Source organism: Curtobacterium sp. MCLR17_059, assembly GCF_003234665.1.
In the GTDB taxonomy this organism is placed as follows: domain Bacteria; phylum Actinomycetota; class Actinomycetes; order Actinomycetales; family Microbacteriaceae; genus Curtobacterium; species Curtobacterium flaccumfaciens.
In genome coordinates, this window is record NZ_QKSU01000020.1 from 1 (window position 1) to 20,829 (window position 20,829).

Below are 20,829 nucleotides of genomic sequence, written 5' to 3' on the forward strand. Positions count from 1 at the left end.
CGCCCGCACACCCCCCCCGCACACCCCACGCACCACGGAACAGGGAGAACCCACGTGAAGACCCGAGTCCTCGCCGGCCTCGCCATCGCGGCAGCCGCGACCGTCGCACTCTCCGGCTGCGTCCAGAGCGCCAACGCCTCGAACGCCTCCGACACCGACGGCACCACCGACCTCACCGTGTTCATCAGCGGCGACACCAACGTCCAGGACCTCTGGGACAAGTCGCTCATCCCCGCCTTCGAGAAGGCGAACCCGAAGATCCACGTCAGCACGAGCATCGACCTGCACGGCGAGCACGACGCCCAGACCCAGGCGAACCTCGCCACCGCGGTCAAGGCCGGCAAGTCCGTCGCGTACGACCTCGTCGATGCCGGCTTCGTCACCACCGCCGGCAAGGCCGGGTTGATGGCGCCGGTCAGCGACAGCACGATCCCGAACCTGAAGGACGTCCCGGACGCCACGAAGCAGCAGGGCGGCGACAGCGCCATCCCGTACCGCGCCTCGAGCGTGCTGCTGGCGTACGACGCGAAGAAGGTCACGGACCCGCCGAAGACCCTCGACGACCTGCTCGCCTGGATCAAGGCCAACCCGGGCGAGTTCGCCTACAACTCCCCGTCGTCCGGCGGTTCGGGTGGCTCGTTCGTGGCCACGGTGCTCGCGAAGTACCTGACGCCCGCCGAGCAGGAGACGATGCAGACGAAGTACGACAAGTCGCTCGAGTCCAAGTGGGACAAGGGCTTCGCGGCCCTGAAGGACCTCGGCCCGTCGACGTACCAGAAGGGCGTCTACCCGAACGGCAACGACCAGGTCGTGCAGCTGCTCGGCAGTGGCCAGATCGCGATGGCCCCGGTCTGGAGCGACCAGTTCATCACCTCGCAGAAGACCGGCATCATCCCGAAGACCACCAAGGCCGTGCAGATCGAGGACCCGTCGTTCACCGGCAGCGCGAGCTTCCTCGGCATCCCCAAGACCGAGCCGAAGGCCAAGAAGGCGGCAGCCGAGAAGCTCGCCGACTTCGTGCTCAGCGCGAAGGGGCAGCAGCTCGTCGCGAGCGCCGTCTCCGGCTACCCGGTGATCCCGCTCGACAGCCTGCCCAAGTCGGTCGCCGAGCAGTTCGCCGACGCGAACCCCTCGCAGCTCCGCCTCGGGTTCCAGAGCGACTTCGCCGCCGACATGAACGCGGCGTGGGACGCGAAGGTCCCGCAGTGACCCAGACCGTCCAGGACGGCCCGGCAACCGGCCGGGAGGCCCGTGGCGACTCCGCCACGGGCCTCCCGCCCGTCCCGCCCCACGCTCAGGGCCCGGCGAACCCCGCCAGTGGGCGTACGACGCAGGAGCGGCTGGCCCGCCGCCGGCGCTGGCAGGGCCTCGCCCTCGTCGCCGCCCCGGTGCTGGTCGTCGTCCTGTTCGTCGGCGTCCCGGTGGTGAACGCCGCCCTGTTCAGCCTCGGGTTCACCGGCGGCCTGAACCAGGCGCTCGCCGACATCGGCGGCGACACCGTGCGCGGCTTCTCGTTCGCGGTCTACGCGACCCTGCTCGGCAACGCCACGTTCCTGCGTGACCTGGTCGCGACGCTCGGGGTGACGGCACTGTCGACCGGCCTGACGGTGGGGCTCGCCGTCGTCGTCGCGGTGATCCTGCGGCTCCGCGGCGGCTTCCTCGGCAAGACCCTCAGCGTCCTGGCCGTGGTGCCGATCTTCGTGCCGGTGGTCATCGCGAGCTGGTCGATCCTGACCTTCACCGACGCGCAGGGGTTCCTCCGGAGCCTCGGTGCGCAGTTCGGCCTCGACGTCCCGGTGTGGGGCTACACCCTCGTCGCCGTGGTGTTCGGCAGCGTCTGGACCAGCCTGCCGTTCGCGGTGCTGATGATCGCCGGGGCGCTGCAGGGCACTCCGGACGCCCTGGTCGAGGCCGCGAAGGACGCCGGGGCGAGCACCTGGCGCGTCGTCTGGCAGGTGCTCCTGCCGATGGCCGCGACCCCGCTCGTCATCGCGACGACGTTCACCGTGATCGGGGTGCTCGGTTCGTTCACCGTGCCGTACTTCACCGGTCCGAACGCACCGACGATGCTCGGCGTCGACATCTCGAAGTACTTCCAGGCCTACAACCGTCCGCAGCAGTCGACGGCGATGGCGTTCATCGTGTTCGCGTTCGCCGCGGCCGCGAGCATCTTCTACCTCCGCTCGACGGTCCGCTCGAACGCGGGCGAGCTCGACGAGAAGCGTCAGGAGCAGCAGTGATCAAGCGTCTGACCGGCAACGCCCTCGTCTGGGCGACCGCGATCGTGCTGGCCGTGTTCATCCTCGGGCCGCTCGTCTGGCTGGCCGCCCGGGCCTTCGCGACGACGTGGACCTACCCGAACCTGCTGCCCGACGGCTGGACCCTGCAGTGGTGGGGCGCCGTGTTCGAGGACCGCAGCCTGGCCGTCGCGGTGCAGAACTCGCTCGTCCTCGCCCCGCTCACGGTCCTCATCGCCGCGGTGGTCTGCCTGCCCGCCGCGTGGGCGATCAGCCGCATCGAGTTCCCGGGGCGGCGGCTCGTGCTCGTCGGACTGTTCGCCACGAACGCGTTCCCGAAGATGGGCCTCTTCGTCACGATGTCGGCGATGTTCACCGCGCTGAACCTCATGAACACGGTCACCGGCATCCTGATCGTGCACGTCCTGGGCTGCGTCGTCTTCATGACGTGGCTGCCCGCCGCTGCCTTCTCGGCCGTGCCGCGGTCCCTCGAGGAAGCCGCCCGCGACGCCGGGGCCAGCCGCTGGCGCACCTTCTGGAAGGTGACGTTCCCGATCGCCTGGCCCGGGATCCTCGTCGCGATGGTGATGTCGTTCCTGGCGTCCTTCGACGAGGCGCAGGGCACGTACCTGGTCGGCGCCCCGACGTACATGACGATGCCGACGGCGATGTACTCGCTCGTCCTGAACTCCCCACGCCAGGTCTCGGCGGTGTTCGCGATCGCGCTGAGCATCCCGTCCGTGGTCCTGCTGCTGCTCGCCCGGAAGCACATCATGGGCGGCCGCCTGGCGGACGGCTTCCAGATCCGATGACCCGGCCGCGACCGACCGGGCCGACACCCGGACCGACACCGATGACCCACACCAGCACGAAAGGCGACCAGATGACGGACGCAACGCTCGTCGCGGAACGCGCACCGGGCCTCCAGGCCGACGGCAGCACGACGGACCGGACCCGATCCGGCGGCCTCACCATCCGCGGACTGCGCAAGACGCTCGGCGGGCGCGACGTCGTCGCCGGCATCGACCTCGACGTCGCGAAGGGCGAGCTCGTCTCGCTCCTGGGGCCGTCCGGCTGCGGCAAGACCACGACGCTCCGGATGGTGGCGGGGTTCCTGCCCGCCGACGGCGGCGTCGTGACCATGGGGGACCGCGACGTCACGTCACTCGGTCCGGAGCGCCGACCGAGCGCGATGGTGTTCCAGAACTACGCGCTCTGGCCGCACATGACGGTGACGCAGAACGTCGCGTTCCCGCTGCGGACCCGACGGGTGCCGAAGCAGCGGGTCGCCGAGCGGGTGCGCGACGCGCTCGAGCTCGTCGGCCTCAGCCACCACGCCGGCTCGAAGCCGACCGCGATCTCGGGCGGCGAGCAGCAGCGCGTCGCCCTGGCCCGCGCCATCGTGCAGGAGCCGGACGTCCTGCTCCTCGACGAGCCGCTGTCGAACCTCGACGCGAAGCTCCGCGTGAGCGTCCGCGACGAGATCCGCCGCATCCAGCAGCGGCTCGGCATCACGACCGTGATCGTGACGCACGACCAGGACGAAGCGCTCAGCATCTCCGACCGGATCGCCGTCATGCACGACGGCCGCATCGAGCAGATCGCGACCCCGACCGAGCTCTACGCCCGCCCCGCCACGAGCTTCGTCGCGTCGTTCATCGGGTCGACGAGCGTCGTCACCGGCCGGTTCCTCGCCGGCACCTCGGTCAGCCCGACGGCGGCCGACACGGTGGTGATCCGCCCCGAGCAGGTCGTGCTCACCGAGGACTCGCCGATCCGCGCGACGGTCGCGCGGGTGCTCATGCGGGGGCACTTCGCCGAGGTCGTGCTCAGCACCGACGGCGCGGAGCTCCGCGCCTACGTCACCGGGCCACCGCCGGCGGTCGGCACCGAGACCGGGGTGCGCCTGGGCGAGGTGCTCGTCCACCGCGACGGCGTGCTGCTCGAGGTCGCCCGATGAGCGCCGGGGTCCCGACGTCGACGATCTCGACTGCGCAGTCCGCTGCGGCTGCGGTCGACCGTGTGGTCGCCACCAGTCCGGACGGGAGGGCCGGCGTGCGTCCGCCACGCCTCGTCGCCCACCGCGGTGCGCCGCGCGTCCGGCGTGAGAACACCCTGCCCGCCATCGCGGTCGCGGAGGCGCTCGGCGCCGAGGTGATCGAGGTCGACGTCCGCCGCACCGCCGACGGTGTCGCCGTCCTGCTGCACGACGAGACCCTCGGCCGGATGTGGGGCGACGCCCGCCGGGTGTCCGACGTCGACTGGTGCGACGTCGCCCGGCTCGGCAACGGCCTCGACCGGATCCCGCGGCTCGACGGTGCGCTCGAACGGCTCGACGGCTGCCGGTCCACCCTGCTCGTCGATCTGACCGACGCCGCGGACGCCCTGGTCGCCGCCCGCACCGTCGCGGGCTTCACCGGCTCCACCGCGGTGGCCTGGTGCGGGGCGCCGGCGGCGATGGCGGCCGTCCGCTCCGTGCTGCCCGATGCCGACGTCTGGCTGGCGTGGGAGTCGCTCGAACCGCCCGTCGCTGCGGACCTCGAGGCGCTCGACCCGTCGACGCTCAACCTCGACGTCGCGTTCCTCACCCCGCGCACGGTCGAGGTCGCGCACGCCCTGGGCCTACGCGTCGCCGTCTGGACCATCGACGACGTCGAGCCCGCCATCTGGGCAGCCCGGCTCGGTGTCGACTCGATCACCACGAACGACGTCGGGTCCATCGGGGCAGCCCTGTCGGCGGCCGAGCGCGACGGCTGGCCCGAGCGCGACCGCGAGCCCACCGAGACCGAGGTCGCCTCGCGCGCCCAGGCCCTGGCCCACCGCATCGCCCACGAGGTCATCGCCTACACGCGTGAACACCCGGTCAGCGAGGTCCACACCAAGGCGAACCCCGCCGACCTGGTCACCGACGTCGACCGCCTGGTGGAGCAGCACGTCCGCTCCCGCGTGCGGATGGTGTTCCCGACGCACGGGTTCACCGGCGAGGAGTACGGCGAGGCCCCCGGCGACCGGCACCGCTGGTTCCTCGACCCCGTCGACGGCACCACCAACCTGGCGAACGGCGTGCCGTGGACCTCGATGTCGCTCTGCCTGACCCGTGGCGGCCGCCCGCTCGTCGGCGTCGTCGCGGATCCCTGGCGCGGTGAGGTGCTCGAGGCCCGACGCGGCCGCGGCGCCACCCTGCGCGACCGCCAGCTCCGACTCGACGACACACCCCGGCCGCTCGCCGGTGCCGTCGTCGGCACCGAGCTCGACGGACACCGCCCGTGGCCGGGGTTCGGGGCGTTCCTCGACGCCCTGGCCGACCGGTCGTGCACGCTCCGGGTGCAGGGATCGGGCACGTTGACGATCGCCCAGGTCGCGGCCGGGCGGGGCATCGGCGGCTGCGTCTCGGCGTTCAACCCGGTCGACCACGGTGCCGCGGTGCTGCTCGTGCACGAGGCCGGGGGCGTCGTGCTGACGCGGTCCGGCCCCGTCGAGGGCTTCCCGCCCGTGGGGGAGCCGTTCCTCGTGGCGCACCCGGGGGCCGCGGACGAACTGCACGCGGTGTGGACGGCGGCGCTCGTCGCGGGGTGAGCCGCGCGGCGCAGACCGGAGGCACGGTGCTGGGTCTGCGATCCGGTGCGGGGTTGGCTGCTGGGTGCGATGCTGCAAGCGCGCACCGGGCTGGGAACCGCGCACGGGGTGCGTAGGTGCGCACGGTGCGGGGTCGGCGATGCGGTGCGGGGTTGGCTGCCGGGTGCGGCGCTGCAAGCGTGCACGGGGCTGGGAACCGTGCACGGGGCTGGGAACCGCGCACGGTGCGGACTGGAGGCGCGGTGCCAGCCGGGCACGCGCCTCCCGGCCGGTGGGTGGTGCGCACGGTGCGGTGTTGGCGATCCGGTGCGGGGTTGGCCGCTGGGTGCGGCGCTGCAAGCGGGCACGGGGCTGGGAACCGCGCACGGGGTGTGCAGATTCGCACGGTGCGGACTGGAGGCGCGGTGCCAGCCCGGCACGCGCCTCCCGGCCGGTGGGTGGTGCGCACGGTGCGGTGTTGGCGATCCGGTGCGGGGTTGGCCGCTGGGTGCGGCGCTGCAAGCGGGCACGGGGCTGGGAACCGCGCACGGGGTGTGCAGATTCGCACGGTGCGGACTGGAGGCGCGGTGCCAGCCCGGCACGCGCCTCCCGGCCGGTGGGTGGTGCGCACGGTGCGGTGTTGGCGATCCGGTGCGGGGTTGGCCGCTGGGTGCGGCGCTGCAAGCGGGCACGGGGCTGGGAACCGCGCACGGGGTGTGCAGATTCGCACGGTGCGGACTGGAGGCGCGGTGCCAGCCCGGCACGCGCCTCCCGGCCGGTGGGCGGTGGGCACGGTGCGGGGTCGGCGATCCGGTGCGGGGTTGGCTGCTGGGTGCGGCGCTGCAAGCGGGCACGGGGTGTGCAGGTGCGCACGGTGCGGGCTGGAGGCGCGGTGCCAGCCCGGCTCGCGCCTCCCGGCCGACTCTGAGCGGGCGCTCAGTCATCCGACGCCGGGGGTTCGTAGTGTTGCAGTCCACGACGGGTCCGACCGGGCCCACCGTGCACCCGAAGGAGCATCGACCATGGGATTCCTCGACCGCCTGCTCGGACGTCCGGAGCGTGACCGATCCGCTGACGCACAGCAGAACCAGTGGGGGCAGCCGCCGCAGCAGCAGGGCTACCGGTACGGCCAGCAGTCCTACCAGCAGCCGGCACCGTCCGCACCGCAGGGCGCAGGCGACCAGTACGGCGTCCCGCAGTGGGGCGGTGCACCGACGCAGCAGCAGGGCGCCACGACCGACGACGAGCGTGCGGTCGAGCGCTACCGCTACCTGCTCCGCACGGCACCGCCGGAGCGCATCGAAGAGGTCCACGCCGAGGCCTTCGCCAAGCTGACCGACGAGCAGCGCCGCATGGTCTACGACGAGTTCACCCGGACCGCGCCTCCCGGTGAGGCGCCCCGTGGTGACGACCCGCGCTCGCTCGCCCAGTCGGCGACCCGCTCCGAGATCCGCCAGCCGGGCTTCATGGAGCGCTCGCTCGGCGGCGTCGGCGGTGGCGGCGGACGCTTCGGCGGCCAGCGCGGCGGTCCGTCGCTCGGCAGCATGATCGGCGCCTCGATCCTCGGGACGGTGGCCGGCTACGTCATCGGTTCGGCGATCATGAGCGCGTTCCTGCCGGACCCCGGTTCGTTCGATGGCGGTACCGACGCTGCGGGTGACGGTGGTTCGGAGGACACTGGTGCTGAATCCGGCGATGCCGGGGCGTCCGACGGCGGCGCATCCGACGGCGGCGGCTTCGACAATGCGGGCTGGGGCGACAGCGGATCCGACTTCGGCGGTGGCTTCAGCGACTTCGGTGGTGGTGACTTCGACGTCTGAGTGACGTCCGTCGCTCCACCGGACCCCCGGGTACCCACCGTGTCCGACGAAGGAGCGACATGGCCATCATCGAAGCCTCCGGGCTGACCAAGACCTACAAGTCGAAGTCCGGGCCGGTGCACGCGCTCGCCGGACTCGACCTGTCGGTGCCGCAGGGCACCGTGAAGGCGCTGCTCGGGCCGAACGGCGCGGGCAAGACCACGGTGGTGAAGGTGCTGACCACCCTCATCACGCCCGACTCGGGCACCGCCACGATCGACGGCATCGACGTGATCGCCGACCCGCAGGCCACCCGGCGGTCCATCGGGGTGTCCGGGCAGTACGCGGCGGTCGACGAGAACCTGACCGGGTTCGAGAACCTCGAGATGATCGGGCGGCTCTACCACCTGGGCCGCCGGACAGCGCGCGATCGTGCCCGGGAGCTCATCGACGTCTTCGACCTGTCCGAGGCGGGGGACCGTCCGGTGAAGGGCTTCTCCGGCGGCATGCGGCGACGCATCGACCTCGCCGGGGCGCTGGTGATGAACCCGCGCGTGCTGTTCCTCGACGAGCCGACGACGGGCCTCGACCCCCGGAGCCGTCTGGCGCTCTGGGGCATCATCGAGGACCTCGTGGCCGAGGGGGCGACGGTGCTCCTCACCACCCAGTACCTGGAAGAAGCCGACCGGCTCGCCGACGACATCGCGGTCATCGACGACGGGGCCGTCATCGCCGAGGGCACCGCGGACCAGCTCAAGGCGCAGGTCGGCGGGCACCGCGTGGTCGTGACCCTGGTCGACGAGGCCGACGGCGACGCGGCGACCACGGTGCTGCGCCGCTACGGGGTCGGCGAGGTCGAGACCTCGGGCGACGGCCGCACCCGTGCCATCGCGGTGGAGGCCGGTCCGGCCGCCCTGCAGCGCGTGCTCGCCGACCTGGGCGAGGCCGGCATCGAACTCCACGACGCCGGCATGCGGCGCCCGACCCTCGACGACGTCTTCCTCCGCCTGACCGGGCACGCCGCGACGGACGACGACGCCGGCGCACCCGCGGCCGCCAAGCAGAAGGAGACGGCACGATGACCACCACGTCCCTCGCGCCGGGCCGCCAGCTGCCCGTGGTCGTCACCTCGCCGCTCGCCGTCTGGGTCGAGGACGGCTGGACCGTCACCAAGCGGAACCTCATCAAGCTCAAGCGGTCGCCGGACATGCTCGTGTTCGCCGTGCTGCAGCCGATCATGTTCGTGCTGCTGTTCAGCCAGGTCTACGGTGGCGCCATCCAGGTGCAGGGGACCGACTACACGCAGTTCCTGATGGCGGGGATCTTCGCGCAGACCGTGGTGTTCGGCGCGACGTTCTCCGGGTCGGCGATGGCGCAGGACCTGAAGGAGGGGCTGATCGACCGGTTCCGGACGCTGCCGATGTCGGCGTCCGCCGTGCTGGTGGGGCGCACGAACTCCGACCTCGTCCTGAACTCGATCTCGATGGCGATCATGATGCTCACCGGGCTCGCGGTCGGGTGGCGGGTGAACTCGTCGCCGCTCGAGTTCCTGGCCGGCATCGCCCTGCTGCTGCTGTTCAGCTACGCGTTCAGCTGGGTCATGGCGCTCCTCGGCATGAGCGTCAAGACGCCCGAGGTCATCAACAACGCCTCGTTCATGATCCTGTTCCCGCTGACGTTCATCTCGAACGCGTTCGTGCCGAGCGACACCCTGCCGCTGGTGCTGCGCGTGTTCGCGGAGTGGAACCCGGTGTCGTCGCTCGTGCAGGCCGCGCGAGAGCTCTTCGGCAACGTCGGGTCCGCCCCGGTGCCGGACATCTGGACGATGCAGCACCCCGTGCTGACCGTGCTGATCGGGATCGCCGTGATGCTCGTGGTCTTCGTGCCGTGGGCGGTGAACAAGTACACCCGCATCAGCGCGAAGTGAGGCCATGGGCGGTCAACAAGGCTGCGCCATCCACCCCCGCACCAGCGCGAAGTGATCAGAGCAGCTTGCGCTGCAGCGCCCACGCGGTCAGCTCGTGCCGGTTCGACAGCTGGAGCTTCCGCAGGACCTTGGACACGTGTGTCTCGACGGTCTTCACCGAGATGAACAGCTCCGTCGCGACCTCCTTGTAGGCGTACCCCCGCGCGATGAGCCGCATGACCTCCTGCTCGCGCGCGGACAGGCGGTCCAGCTCGGCGTCGTGCTGCGCCGTCTCGCCGCTGACCGCTCCGAAGGCGTCGAGCACGAAGCCGGCCAGGCGCGGCGAGAACACCGCGTCCCCGTCCGCCACACGGGTCACGGCCTCGGCGACCTCGGCACTCGACGAGCTCTTCGTGATGTACCCGCGGGCGCCGGCGCGGATGACCCGCACCACGTCGTCGGCGGCGTCCGACACGCTCAGCGCGAGGAACCGGGTGTCCGGGTTCCCCGGTGCGGACCGCGTGATGACCTCGGCGCCGCCACCGCCGGCCCCGCCCGGCAGGTGCACGTCGAGCAAGACGACGCGCGGGCGCGTGGCCGCGACGAGCGTCACGGCTTCGTCGACGGTCGCCGCCTCACCCACGACCTGGAGGCCCGGTGGCAGTCCGGCGCGCACGCCGGCTCGGAAGATGGAGTGGTCGTCGACGATCGCGACGGTCAACGGGGCGGGCTCGGTCATGTGTGCTCCTCGTCGTGGGCCGCGGGTGCGAGCGGCAGGGTCAGCCGGACCTCGGTGCCGGTGTGCCCCGGCCCCGGCGCGATGGTCGCGTGGCCGCCGAGGCGCTGCATCCGGCCGACGATCGACTCGCGGACGCCGTACCGGCCCTCGGGCACCGCGTCGACGTCGAAGCCCGGGCCGCGGTCGCGGATGCTGAGCTCGACCCGGTCGCCGGCGGTCTCGGCGTACACGCTCACGGTCCCACCGGCGTGCCGGGCGGCGTTGAGCATCGCCTCGCGGGCGGCGGCGACGAGCCCGTCCGGCAGGTCGCTGCGGGCGGGTCCGACCGCGATGACCTCGATGCGGGCGGGGTACTCGGCCTCGATGTCCACGGCGGCGTCCTGCAGCTGCGCGCCGAGGTCGCGCGCCGGTTCCGCCCGCTCGGTGAAGAGCCAGGACCGCAGTTCGCGCTCCTGCGCCCGCGCCAGCCGTGCCGCGTCCGAACCCGGCTCGGCCTTCTGCTGGATGAGGGCGAGGGTCTGCAGCACCGAGTCGTGCAGGTGTGCCGCGAACTCGGCGCGCTCGAGGTCGCGGACGCGGGCGGCGCGTTCCTCGGCGAGGTCGCGGACGAGTCGGACCACCCACGGGGCGACCACGACGGCGACCCCGACCAGGACGGCCACCGCGGCGGTGAGCACGGTCCAGACGTTCGGGCGGCTGCTCGTCGTGAAGAACAGCAGGATGCCGAGCACGACGAGCACCAGGGCCCCGAGCGCCCGGACGACGAGGGCGGATGACCCGGCCGTGCGGACGTTGCGGAGCGCGTCGAACTGCCGCCAGGCGAGTGCGGCACCGGTGACGACCACGACGCCGGGGACGATGACCTCGAGGGGGACGGCCACCCCCATCCGCGCTGCGACCACCGCGCCGGCGGCGGCGAGCAGTGCCACGCCGAGCAGGATCTCGACGACCGGGGCACGCCGGGCGGACGCGGTGGTCTCGTCCTGGTCGACGACGGCGGCCGGGGTCAGCACGGACTTGAGCGGTGCGGGTCCGGCGGTTGCTCCGACGGCGGCGCTCGGCACGGTCGCCCAGAGCCAGGCGTAGAGCAGCAGCCCGGCGCCACCGCAGACCACCAGGACCGCGGTGGCGAGCCGGACGGCCCCGACCGGCAGCCCGGTGTGCGCCGCGAACCCGCTGCAGACCCCGCCGACGACCCTGGGGGTCGGGCGCGTCATCGTCGCGGTGGCCATGGGGCAATCCTGGCACCCGGACGGCGGTCGCAGCAGGGTCCGGGGCCGGGATCAGGGACCGGTCAGGGGGAACCCCGATGGTGTCGGCGCAGCACTGCCGGGATGCTGGTGGCCATGACCGATCACCAGCACGACTCCGCTCCCGGCACCGCCGCCGGCAGCGCCGACTCGACGACCCGGTTCTTCGACTGGGTCCGCGGCCTCGGCATCGCGCGCACCGACGACCGCTGGCTCGCCGGCGTGTGCGGTGCCGTCGCCCGCCGCACCGGGCTCGACCCGCTCGTGGTGCGCGGCGTGACGATCGTCGTCGCGCTGCTGGGCGGGCCGGTCTTCCTCGCCTACGCCGTCGGCTGGGCACTGCTGCCCGACACCGCCGGACGCATCCACGTCGAGCGGATGATCCGCGGGGTCCTCGACCCGGCGCTCATCGCGATCGGCGCCTTCGTGGCGCTCACCTTCGTGCCCGCCGCCCGCGGCCTCTGGTGGCAGGGGGTCCCGGACGCCTGGGGGATGCCCGGCTGGCTCGAGGCGACGCTGGCCACCGCGTGGAGCATCGTGCTCGTCGGCGGGATCGTCTGGCTCATCGTGGTCCTGGCCCGACGCGGGGTGGACGGTGAGCGGACCGCGAGCACCGGCACCGGCAGCGGCACCGACCCGACCGCTGCACCGCGGGGCGACTTCTGGACCAGCCCCGAGGAGCCGCACCCGACCCGGAACGCGTGGACCGCGGAGGCGACCGGCGCGGCGGACGCGGGACGGGCCTCCTGGCAGTGGGGTGCACCCGCGAGCCCCGAGGACCGGCGACGGCAGCAGGAGGAGCGGATGCGCGCCGAACGCGAGCGGGCGGCCGAACGGCGGGCCGAGCGGGTGGAGCGGCGACCCGGGGCGGCGTACGTCGCCGTGTCCCTCGGACTCGCGCTCGTCGCCGGAGCCGGGGTCGCGTTCTGGGCGCAGCAGGCCGGGTGGTCCGTCCCGGTCCTCGGGATCGCCGCGGCGCTCGCGGTGCTGGCGATCGCCACGATCGTCGCCGGGATCCGCGGCCGCGATGACGACGTGCTCGGACTGTTCTCGACGGTCGCAGCGGTGGCCCTGGTGGTCACCGGGGTCCTGCCCGCCGGCACCCAGGTCTCGCTGATCGGCGGCACCACGTGGCAGGTGGAACGGGCTGCCCCGGGGACTGAACGGAACTTCGCGATGCTGGCCGGCGGTCCGACGCTGGACCTCCGCGAGCTCGAACCGTCGGCGGTCGGGGGCGACGTGAACCTCTGGCTGGGTGCCGGCGGGGCCGAGGTGCTGCTGCCGACCGACCTGCCGGTGCGGGTCGAGGTGAGCGGTGTCGGCTACGGGGTCGACACCGGCGGAGGCGACGACGACGGCGCCGGTGGGGTGCTCCGGACCACCACGCTCGAGAACCGTGCGGCACGCACGGCCGATGCGGACGAGACGACGACGGTGCACCTGTGGATCCTCGGCGGCGGCGTCGACGTGCCGCGGGCGATCACGGTCGGCGAGTGAGGAACGGGACGATGACGAACGACGGAACGACCAACGACGAGACGACTGCGCCGATGGCTCCACCGGCGGCTCCCGACGAGCCCGTCCGGCGGCCCGCCCGCCGTGGCGCGCGCTTCGGCACGATCCTGTGGGGTGTCCTGATGCTCGTGTTCGCCGGGGCGATGGCCGTGAGTGCGCTGCCGATGTTCTCAGTGGACACCACGACCCTGCTGCTCGCCGCCTGCATCGCCGCCGGTGTGCTGCTGGTCGTGGCCGGGATCGTGGCGACACTGTCCCGCACACGGCGGTAGGGGGAGCACCCCGTCCGCAGGACCGTCCGGGTGTGCACGGGGGTCACCCGGACGGCTTAGCATCATCCACGTGACCGCGACAGACGCCGAGCGGGCCGCCCAGCGCGACGCCACCGAGCAGCCCCTCGACCGCAGCACCCGCCTGCGCCGGTGGATGCTGCACGGGGCCGACCAGGGAGCCTCCCACCAGGGCCCGCACCAGGTCGAGGTCGAGAAGACCCACCCGTGGTGGCGGGTCATGTGCCTGACCGGCGTCGACTACTTCTCCACCCTCGGGTACCAGCCCGCCATCGCCGCGCTCGCCGCGGGGCTGCTGTCGCCGATCGCGACGATCGTCCTCGTGCTCGTCACGCTGTTCGGGGCGCTGCCGGTCTACCGCCGGATCGCCCACGACAGCTTCCGGGGCGCCGGGTCGATCATGATGCTCGAGAAGCTCCTGCCGTGGTGGGCGGGCAAGTTGCTCGTGCTGGTGCTGCTCGGGTTCGCCGTGACGGACTTCATGATCACGATGACCCTGTCGGCGGCCGACGCCACGGCGCACATCGCCGAGAACCCGTACACGCCGCACTGGTTCACCGAGATCCCGGTGCCGCTCACCCTGGCGCTGCTGCTCCTGCTCGGCATCGTGTTCCTGCGCGGGTTCAAGGAGGCCATCGGCATCGCGGTCGGCCTCGTCGCGGTGTTCCTCGCCCTGAACGCCGTCGTCATCATCGTCGCCCTCTGGCACGTGTTCGAGAACCCGGTGGTGGCGAGTGACTGGTGGTCCGGGCTGACGGCGCAGCACAGCAACCCGCTCGTGATGGTCGGCATCGCCCTGATCGTGTTCCCGAAGCTCGCGCTCGGGCTCTCCGGGTTCGAGACCGGTGTCGCGGTGATGCCGCAGGTCCGCGGCGACGCCACCGACGACACCAGCGACCGACCCGAGGGCCGGATCCGTGGCACCAAGCGCCTGCTGACGGTCGCGGCGCTCATCATGAGCTCGTTCCTCATCACGTCGTCGATCGTGACGACGTTCCTCATCCCGCAGCGCGAGTTCCAGCCGGGCGGCGGTGCGAACGGGCGCGCCCTGGCGTACCTGGCGCACGAGTACATGGGCGGCGTGTTCGGGTCGATCTACGACTTCTCGACCGTCGCCATCCTGTGGTTCGCCGGCGCGAGTGCGATGGCGGGGCTCCTCAACCTGGTGCCGCGGTTCCTGCCCCGTTACGGCATGGCACCGCAGTGGGCTCGTGCGGTGCGTCCCCTCGTGATCATCTTCACGCTCATCGCGTTCGTGATCACGATCATCTTCCAGGCCGACGTCGACGCGCAGGGCGGCGCCTACGCCACCGGCGTGCTCGTGCTCATCACGAGCGCCGCGGTCGCGGTGACGCTGTCCGCGCGCCGCAAGCAGCAGCGCAAGCGCACCATCGCGTTCGGCGTGATCTCGGTCGTGTTCGTCTACACCACCGTCGCCAACGTGATCGAGCGGCCCGACGGCGTGCGGATCGCGGCGATCTTCATCATCGCGATCGTCGTGGTGTCGCTCATCTCGCGCGTGCGGCGTTCGTTCGAGCTCCGGGCGTCGTCGATCGAGCTCGACGCGACCGCGCGCCAGTTCGTCGAGGCCGACGCCGACCAGTTCAGCTCGGTCTGCATCATCGCGAACGAGCCCGGTGCCGGCACGGCCGAGGCGTACCGGGCGAAGGGGCGCGAGGAACGCCGCGACTCCGGCATCCCGGCCCGCGTGCCGACGATGTTCCTCGAGGTCCTGCCCGCCGACTCCTCCGACTTCGAAGAGGACCTGGTGGTCGAAGGCCACGTCATCCACGGGTTCCGCGTGCTCAAGGTCCGTTCCGGGAACGTCCCGAACACCATCGCGTCGACGCTCCTCGCCATCCGCGACCTCGCCGGGGTGGTGCCGAGCATCTACTTCGAGTGGAACGAGGGCAGCCCCATCCGCAACGCCCTGCGCTTCGTGTTCACCGGTGCCGGCGACGTCGCCCCCGTCACGCGCGAGGTCCTGCGCGAAGCGGAACCCGAAGTGAACCGACGGCCGAGCGTCCACGTCTCGTGAGCCACGGACCGGGCGCGGGGCGTGCCTCCAGGCCCGTCGGCGGCCTGGCGGCGATCGCGGTCGCCGCGGCGGTCTGGGGCACCACCGGGACCGCGACGCACTTCGCGCCCGGTGTGCCGGCGTTCGTGTTCGGTGCGGTCACATTCGGGCTCGGCGGCCTCGTGCTCGCCGCGACCGCTGGTCGGGGCACGCTGCGTGCCGTCACGCAGCGCCGGACCCGCGGCTGGGCACTGCTCGGCGCCGCGTCGCTCGTGGTCTACGCGGTCGCGTTCTACGCGGCCCTCGCCGACGCCGGGGTCGCGCTCGGCACGACCCTGGCCATCGGCTCGTCGCCCGTCTTCGCGGGCCTGGTCGAGTGGGTCGCCGACCGGAGGCGCATCACCCGGCGGTGGGTCGTCGCCACCCTGGTGAGCGTGGTCGGCATGGTCGTCGTCACCCTCGCGCGCTCCGAGCACGACGGTGGCGGGCGGTCACTCGCGGTCGGCGTCGGCAGCGCCCTGGTCGCCGGTCTGACGTACGCGCTGTACTCGTGGGCGGTGGCGCGGGGGATGCACGCCGCGACGAGCCGGATGCCGATCGCCGTCGGTCGCGCGGAGTCCGACAGCATGCCGGTCGGTGGGGACGTCGGGGTCGCGGCCGCACGGGCTGCCCGCGGGCCGAACGAACGCGGGCTCGTCGGCGCGGTGTTCGGGGTGGCCGCGGTGCCGCTCGTCGTGCTCGCCGTGGTGGCGGGCGGGCCGTTCCTGACCGACGCCGGCAACTGGCCGGTGTTCCTGTACCTGGCGCTGGTGCCGACGGTGATCGGGCACTCGCTGTACGCGCTCGGCCTCCGGACGGTGACCGCGTCGGTCGCGACGCTGCTGTCGCTGCTCGAGCCCGTCGTGGCCGCGGTGCTCGCGGTGCTCGTGGTGGGGGAGCACCTGGGCGTCGGCGGATGGGCCGGCATCGTGCTGGTGGTCGCCGGGCTGTCCGTGCTGGCGCTGCCCGCGCGGCGCGTCCGCTGATCAGCGGCGGCGCCCGGCGCCCGCGCGTCAGCCGTCCAGGATCTGGTCCCGCACCTTCCGCCGCAGCACCTTGCCGATCATCGAGCGCGGCAGGTCCTCGACCACGACGACCCGGCGCGGCACCTTGTACGCCGCCAGGTGCTCGCGCGACCAGGCCCGGAGCGCGGCCGCGTCGAACGTCGAGGGGTCCTTCGGCACGACCGCGGCGACGACCTGCTCGTTGCCGCCCTGCGTGATGCCGACGACCGCGACCTCCTTGACGCTGGGGTGCTTGAGCAGGGTGTCCTCGACCTCGGACGGCGACACGTTGAAGCCGCCGGTGATGATGAGTTCCTTGAGGCGGTCGACGATCCGGACGTACCCGTCGGCGTCGATGGCCACGATGTCACCGGTGCGGAACCAGCCGTCGGGTGTGAAGACCTCGTCGGTGGCCTCGGCCTTGCCCCAGTAGCCGCGGAACACCTGCGGGCCACGGACCTGCAGCTCGCCGGGCTCGTCGATGCCGAGCACCTTCGTGTCGTCGTCGGGGTCGACCACGCGCGCCTCGGTGGAGGACAGCGGCAGGCCGATCGATCCGAGTCGACGCTCGGGGGAGACCGGGTTGGCCATCAGGACCGGGGAGCACTCGGACAGGCCGTAGCCCTCGACCAGGTAGCCGTCGGTCCGGGCCTCCCACGGTTCGACGATGTCCTGCGACAACGGCATGGCACCGGAGATGCCGATCTCGATGCCCTTGAGCGACACCTTCGCCGAGTCGGCCGCGTGCTGCAGCCGGGCGTAGATCGGCGGCACGGCCGGCAGGAACGTCGGCGGGTGGCGCTTGATCGCCGTCAGGACGAGGGCGGGGTCGAACGCGGGGAAGAGCACGAGCCGCGAGGCCATGCTCATCGCGAAGGTCAGGCAGAGCGTCAGGCCGTAGGCGTGGAACATCGGCAGCACCGCGTACACGACGTTGTCGCCGCGGCGGATCTGCGGCACCCACGCCCGGGCCTGCGCGGCGTTCGCCAGCAGGTTGCGGTGGCTCAGCACCGCGCCCTTGGGCGTCCCGGTGGTGCCGGACGTGTACTGGATCAGCGCGACGTCGTCGGTGGCCGGCCGCGGGTGCCGCTTCGACAGCTTGCGGGTGTCGGCGAGGTCGTCCCACTTGACCGTGCCGCGCACCTTCGCCGTCAGCTTCGCCCGGGACTCCCGGGCCTTCGCGACCGGCAGCGACAGCGCGAGCCGGGTGCTCCGGGGCATGGCGCGGGTGATGTCGACCGAGACGATCGCGTCCAGGTGCACGTCGGCCGGGAAGTCCTGCAGCGTCGCGACCGACTTGTCCCACGCGATGGCGACCTTGGCGCCGTGGTCCTCGAACTGGTGGCGGAGTTCCCGCGGCGTGTACAGCGGGTTGTGCTCGACCACGATCGCGCCGAGCCGCAGCACCGCGTAGAACGCGACGATGTGCTGCGGGCAGTTCGGCAGGACGATGGCGACGCGGTCACCCGCGCCCACGCCGAGCTTCCGCAGGCCGTTCGCCGCGCGGAGGATCTGCTCCTCGAGGTCGGCGTAGCTCGTGGTGCGCTTGAAGAACTCGAGGGCGACCTGCCTGGGGAACTTCCGGGCCGACTGCTCGACCAGGTCGTACAGGGAACCACTCTGTTCCTCGATGTCGTGCGGGACCCCCGGGGCGTACGAGGCAAGCCAGGGACGAGGCGTGTCGATGCTCACCCGACCCAACCTAGTGGGCCACCCCCGTGCACGCTGGGAGGGCCACTTTGCGCGATGCCACCCCCGCGCCCAGGTGACGGACGGAACATGACGACATGTCCACTGTCTCCGACGTCTTCCGATCCCGCCTCAACCGGACGTTCACGGGTGGTTCGACCGGCACGGAAGCCTGGATGGACGACCTGGAACACGGCACCGACGCGGGCTTCTTCGGTCCGGGCTCGGCCACGTGGGCGGTGCACGGTGGGAGCCACGGCATCGTCGCCGGCGTGCGGGCACTGCTCGTCCAGGCGCTGCACCCCGGCGCGCTCGCCGGCGTCGCCGACCACTCCCGGTACCGTGAGGACCCGTTCGGTCGCCTGGCGGGCACCAGCCGGTGGATCGCCACCGTCACGTACGGCGACCGGCAGACCGCCCGCAGCGGCAGCGACTGGGTGCTCCGGCTCCACGAGCGCGTCCGTGGGCAGTACGTCGACGCGCACGGCACCGCCCGCCCCTACGCGGCCAACGACCCGGACCTGGCGCGCTGGGTGCACCTCGCCTTCACCGACGCGTTCCTCCGCGCCGCCCAGCGGTGGGGCGGCCCGATCCCCGGCGGCGCGGACGCCTACGTCCGCGAGTGGGCCGAAGCCGGGCGGCTCATGCGCATCGTCGACCCGCCCGAGTCCGAGGCGGAGCTCCGTGCCCAGATGAACGGGTACCTCGACCGCGGCGAACTCCTGGTGGACTCGCGCACCCGCGACGTCGTCCGGTTCATCAAGGACCCGCCGCTGTCCCGCCTGCTGCGACCCGGCTACCGCGCGGTGTTCCAGGGAGCGGTGTCCACGCTCGACCCGCGGCACCGGTCGCTCCTCGGCCTCCGTGCGCCGATCGTCGGCCCGGTCGAGCTGCCCGTGGTCCGCACCACGAAGCTCGTGCTCGACGGGATCGGTGCGGTGCTCGACGACCAGACCGGTTCCGAACGAGCCGCGCGGCGGCGCATCGCGCGCCTGCAGCGCTCTGACGGCAGCGCGGTCGCCTGACCACGGCCGTCACCGCGACCACCTGACGGACGGGAGGCACGGTGCCAGCTGGCACCGTGCCTCCCGTCCGTTCGTGGGGGCGTCAGAAACCCGACGGCACCCGGGGCGTGTACGCGGACTCGAGTCGCGTGACCTCGTCGTCGGTGAGCGTCAGCGACGCTGCGGCCACCGCGTCGTCGATGTGGTGCTCCTTCGTCGCGCCGACGATGGGCGCGGAGACCGCGGGCTTGCCGGCGACCCAGGCCAGGGCGACCTGCGCCATCGGGACGCCGCGCTCGGTGGCGACGGCCTCGACCGCGTCGACGATCGCCCGGTTGGCGTCCTCGTCCTGCTTGTAGAGGGTCTTGCCGAACTCGTCGGTCTGCGCGCGCGAGCCGGACCCGGAGGCGTCCCAGGGGCGGGTGACGCGGCCTCGGGCGAGGGGGCTCCACGGGATCACGCCGACGCCGGTGTGCTCGCAGAAGGGGAACATCTCGCGCTCCTCCTCGCGTTCGAGCAGGTTGTACTGGTCCTGCATGCTCACGAACTTCGTCCAGCCGTGGCGTTCCGCGGTGTGCTGCATCTCGGCGAACTGCCACGTCCACATGCTGCTCGCGCCGATGTAGCGCGCCTTGCCGGCCTTGACGACGTCGTGGAGGGCCTCCATGGTCTCCTCGATCGGCGTCACCGGGTCGAAGCGGTGGATCTGGTACAGGTCGACGTAGTCCGTGCCGAGCCGGGTCAGGGAGGCGTCGATCTCGTGCATGATCGCCGCGCGGGACAGCCCGGCGCCGTTCCGGCCGGGACGCATCCGGTTGAAGACCTTCGTGAAGACCTGGACGTCCTCGCGCGGAGCCAGCTCGGCGAGGAGCGTGCCGGTGATCTCCTCGCTGCTGCCGTCCGAGTAGACGTTCGCGGTGTCGAAGGTCGTGATGCCGGCCTCGAACGCGCGACGGACGAACGGGCGGGCCTCGTCGATGCCGACGCTCCAGGCGTGCGAGCCGCGGTCCGGGTCGCCGTACGACATCATGCCGAGGACGACGCTGCTGATCTCGAGCCCCGAGTTGCCGAGGCGCTTCGTGTCGGTGGTCATGCCGTCACTCTGGCATCACGGCCTGTGACCGCGAGCAGGCGGACTTGGAGCGGGGAGTCCTCGGTGACGTCGACCGGGGGTGCGTACAGGCCGGTGGCGGCGAGGTCCTCGATCTGCGGCTCGAAGTACTCCCACACGGCGCGGACGAGCTCGTCGGGCAGGGACTCCTCGGTGCCGGTCGCCCGGGCGAGGTCCCACGTGTGGATCGTGATGTCGCTCGTCTGCTCGGTGAGGTACTGCGCGGCGGGGACGACGTCGGTGCTGAGGTGCACGGGGGTGTCCTGTGGTGCGTTCCGCCAGGCGTCGGTCGCCGCGGTGGCGAACCGGTGCCACTCGGCCACCAGGTCGTCGCCGATCGGCTCGAGGTCGGCCTGGGCCTGGGCGTAGTCGCACCCGGTCAGGAGCTTCGGGATCCAGCGCTGTTCGTCCACGACGTGGGCGACGAGGTCGCGGGTGGTCCACTCGGAGTCGGGGGTGGGGGCGTCCCAGTCGGCGACGGCGGCGACGCGGCGGCCGAACTCGGCTGCCGCGAGGGCCTGCATCGCGATCCAGTCGGTGGCCATGGTGGTGCTCCTGTTCGTCGTGCGGGCGTGCTCGTGGTTGGTGCTTCTCGTGCAACTCGGGGTCCGGCGTGCGGATTCCCCTCGGTGCCGTCGCACGTGCCAACGTTACGCGGGGGCGGGGGCCGGGGC

At 72.4% G+C, this 20,829-nt stretch carries 18 protein-coding genes; 13 read left to right on the forward strand and 5 right to left on the reverse strand.

Annotated features, from left to right (window positions below):
- Window positions 1–54: 54 nt before the first annotated feature.
- The 8 genes from DEJ12_RS17445 to DEJ12_RS17480 all read left to right on the forward strand — a co-directional run bounded on the left by DEJ12_RS17445 (window position 55) and on the right by DEJ12_RS17480 (window position 9,518).
- Window positions 55–1,209: an extracellular solute-binding protein gene (locus DEJ12_RS17445; RefSeq protein WP_111031118.1), complete on the forward strand. Its 1,155-nt coding sequence runs from the start codon at window positions 55–57 to the stop codon at window positions 1,207–1,209.
- Complete coding sequence (locus tag DEJ12_RS17450) at window positions 1,206–2,240, forward strand: ABC transporter permease (RefSeq protein ID WP_111031120.1); 1,035 nt, start codon at window positions 1,206–1,208, stop codon at window positions 2,238–2,240. Before DEJ12_RS17445 ends, DEJ12_RS17450 begins: the two co-directional genes overlap by 4 nt.
- Complete coding sequence (locus tag DEJ12_RS17455) at window positions 2,237–3,049, forward strand: ABC transporter permease (protein WP_111031122.1); 813 nt, start codon at window positions 2,237–2,239, stop codon at window positions 3,047–3,049. Before DEJ12_RS17450 ends, DEJ12_RS17455 begins: the two co-directional genes overlap by 4 nt.
- Before the next feature lie 71 nt (window positions 3,050–3,120).
- Complete coding sequence (locus DEJ12_RS17460) at window positions 3,121–4,197, forward strand: ABC transporter ATP-binding protein (protein WP_258370656.1); 1,077 nt, start codon at window positions 3,121–3,123, stop codon at window positions 4,195–4,197.
- Window positions 4,194–5,813 (forward strand): inositol monophosphatase family protein, encoded by a 1,620-nt coding sequence (locus tag DEJ12_RS17465; protein WP_111031126.1) that lies wholly within the window; start codon window positions 4,194–4,196, stop codon window positions 5,811–5,813. Before DEJ12_RS17460 ends, DEJ12_RS17465 begins: the two co-directional genes overlap by 4 nt.
- Window positions 5,814–6,814: 1,001 nt before the next feature.
- Window positions 6,815–7,612: a hypothetical protein gene (locus tag DEJ12_RS17470; RefSeq protein WP_258370657.1), complete on the forward strand. Its 798-nt coding sequence runs from the start codon at window positions 6,815–6,817 to the stop codon at window positions 7,610–7,612.
- A 59-nt stretch (window positions 7,613–7,671) separates the two neighbouring features.
- Window positions 7,672–8,673 carry an ATP-binding cassette domain-containing protein gene (locus tag DEJ12_RS17475; RefSeq protein ID WP_111031128.1) on the forward strand — a complete coding sequence of 334 codons (1,002 nt, stop codon included), beginning with the start codon at window positions 7,672–7,674 and terminating at the stop codon, window positions 8,671–8,673.
- Window positions 8,670–9,518, forward strand: a complete 849-nt coding sequence (locus DEJ12_RS17480; protein ID WP_051596514.1) for an ABC transporter permease — start codon at window positions 8,670–8,672, stop codon at window positions 9,516–9,518. The genes DEJ12_RS17475 and DEJ12_RS17480 overlap by 4 nt, the downstream gene beginning before the upstream one ends.
- Window positions 9,519–9,573: 55 nt before the next feature.
- Here DEJ12_RS17480 and DEJ12_RS17485 read toward each other — a convergent pair whose 3' ends face one another.
- Both DEJ12_RS17485 and DEJ12_RS17490 read right to left on the reverse strand, forming a co-directional pair.
- The gene (locus DEJ12_RS17485; protein ID WP_111031130.1) at window positions 9,574–10,236 is read right to left on the reverse strand and encodes a response regulator transcription factor; all 663 of its coding nucleotides are present in this window, start codon (window positions 10,234–10,236) and stop codon (window positions 9,574–9,576) included.
- The gene (locus tag DEJ12_RS17490) at window positions 10,233–11,468 is read right to left on the reverse strand and encodes an ATP-binding protein (RefSeq protein ID WP_111031132.1); all 1,236 of its coding nucleotides are present in this window, start codon (window positions 11,466–11,468) and stop codon (window positions 10,233–10,235) included. Before DEJ12_RS17490 ends, DEJ12_RS17485 begins: the two co-directional genes overlap by 4 nt.
- 114 nt (window positions 11,469–11,582) lie before the next feature.
- Here DEJ12_RS17490 and DEJ12_RS17495 point away from each other — a divergent pair, with 114 nt between their 5' ends.
- The 4 genes from DEJ12_RS17495 (at window position 11,583) to DEJ12_RS17510 (ending at window position 16,333) form a co-directional block, all read left to right on the forward strand.
- Entirely contained in the window at window positions 11,583–12,983 is a 1,401-nt protein-coding gene (locus tag DEJ12_RS17495; protein WP_181433194.1) for a PspC domain-containing protein, read from the forward strand.
- 11 nt (window positions 12,984–12,994) lie between these two features.
- The gene (locus tag DEJ12_RS17500; RefSeq protein WP_111031136.1) at window positions 12,995–13,273 is read left to right on the forward strand and encodes a hypothetical protein; all 279 of its coding nucleotides are present in this window, start codon (window positions 12,995–12,997) and stop codon (window positions 13,271–13,273) included.
- A 154-nt stretch (window positions 13,274–13,427) separates the two neighbouring features.
- Window positions 13,428–15,329 carry an amino acid transporter gene (locus tag DEJ12_RS17505; protein ID WP_258370658.1) on the forward strand — a complete coding sequence of 634 codons (1,902 nt, stop codon included), beginning with the start codon at window positions 13,428–13,430 and terminating at the stop codon, window positions 15,327–15,329.
- The gene (locus DEJ12_RS17510) at window positions 15,326–16,333 is read left to right on the forward strand and encodes a DMT family transporter (RefSeq protein WP_111031139.1); all 1,008 of its coding nucleotides are present in this window, start codon (window positions 15,326–15,328) and stop codon (window positions 16,331–16,333) included. Before DEJ12_RS17505 ends, DEJ12_RS17510 begins: the two co-directional genes overlap by 4 nt.
- 27 nt (window positions 16,334–16,360) lie before the next feature.
- Here the strand turns inward: DEJ12_RS17510 and DEJ12_RS17515 are convergent, their stop codons facing one another.
- The gene (locus DEJ12_RS17515; protein WP_111022668.1) at window positions 16,361–18,043 is read right to left on the reverse strand and encodes a long-chain-fatty-acid--CoA ligase; all 1,683 of its coding nucleotides are present in this window, start codon (window positions 18,041–18,043) and stop codon (window positions 16,361–16,363) included.
- Between the two features lie 95 nt (window positions 18,044–18,138).
- Here DEJ12_RS17515 and DEJ12_RS17520 point away from each other — a divergent pair, with 95 nt between their 5' ends.
- Window positions 18,139–19,065: an oxygenase MpaB family protein gene (locus tag DEJ12_RS17520; RefSeq protein ID WP_111031140.1), complete on the forward strand. Its 927-nt coding sequence runs from the start codon at window positions 18,139–18,141 to the stop codon at window positions 19,063–19,065.
- A gap of 82 nt (window positions 19,066–19,147) precedes the next feature.
- On the opposite strand, the gene DEJ12_RS17525 is transcribed toward DEJ12_RS17520, so the two are convergent.
- Together DEJ12_RS17525 and DEJ12_RS17530 are read right to left on the reverse strand one after the other, a co-directional pair.
- On the reverse strand, window positions 19,148–20,137 hold the full coding sequence (locus tag DEJ12_RS17525) for an aldo/keto reductase (RefSeq protein WP_111031141.1): 990 nt from the start codon (window positions 20,135–20,137) through the stop codon (window positions 19,148–19,150).
- On the reverse strand, window positions 20,134–20,700 hold the full coding sequence (locus DEJ12_RS17530; protein WP_110864494.1) for a TIGR03086 family metal-binding protein: 567 nt from the start codon (window positions 20,698–20,700) through the stop codon (window positions 20,134–20,136). The genes DEJ12_RS17525 and DEJ12_RS17530 overlap by 4 nt, the downstream gene beginning before the upstream one ends.
- Window positions 20,701–20,829 lie beyond the last annotated feature (129 nt).

Excerpts from the sequence above, each read along its gene's own strand:
- DEJ12_RS17460 (WP_258370656.1), top strand. The coding sequence starts at position 3,121 with ATGACGGACGCAACGCTCGTCGCGGAACGCGCACCGGGCCTCCAGGCC.
- DEJ12_RS17465 (WP_111031126.1), top strand. The coding sequence starts at position 4,194 with ATGAGCGCCGGGGTCCCGACGTCGACGATCTCGACTGCGCAGTCCGCT.
- DEJ12_RS17470 (WP_258370657.1), top strand. The coding sequence starts at position 6,815 with ATGGGATTCCTCGACCGCCTGCTCGGACGTCCGGAGCGTGACCGATCC.
- DEJ12_RS17475 (WP_111031128.1), top strand. The coding sequence starts at position 7,672 with ATGGCCATCATCGAAGCCTCCGGGCTGACCAAGACCTACAAGTCGAAG.
- DEJ12_RS17480 (WP_051596514.1), top strand. The coding sequence starts at position 8,670 with ATGACCACCACGTCCCTCGCGCCGGGCCGCCAGCTGCCCGTGGTCGTC.
- DEJ12_RS17485 (WP_111031130.1), bottom strand. The coding sequence starts at position 10,236 with ATGACCGAGCCCGCCCCGTTGACCGTCGCGATCGTCGACGACCACTCC.
- DEJ12_RS17490 (WP_111031132.1), bottom strand. The coding sequence starts at position 11,468 with ATGGCCACCGCGACGATGACGCGCCCGACCCCCAGGGTCGTCGGCGGG.
- DEJ12_RS17495 (WP_181433194.1), top strand. The coding sequence starts at position 11,583 with ATGACCGATCACCAGCACGACTCCGCTCCCGGCACCGCCGCCGGCAGC.
- DEJ12_RS17500 (WP_111031136.1), top strand. The coding sequence starts at position 12,995 with ATGACGAACGACGGAACGACCAACGACGAGACGACTGCGCCGATGGCT.
- DEJ12_RS17505 (WP_258370658.1), top strand. The coding sequence starts at position 13,428 with ATGCTGCACGGGGCCGACCAGGGAGCCTCCCACCAGGGCCCGCACCAG.
- DEJ12_RS17520 (WP_111031140.1), top strand. The coding sequence starts at position 18,139 with ATGTCCACTGTCTCCGACGTCTTCCGATCCCGCCTCAACCGGACGTTC.
- DEJ12_RS17525 (WP_111031141.1), bottom strand. The coding sequence starts at position 20,137 with ATGACCACCGACACGAAGCGCCTCGGCAACTCGGGGCTCGAGATCAGC.
- DEJ12_RS17530 (WP_110864494.1), bottom strand. The coding sequence starts at position 20,700 with ATGGCCACCGACTGGATCGCGATGCAGGCCCTCGCGGCAGCCGAGTTC.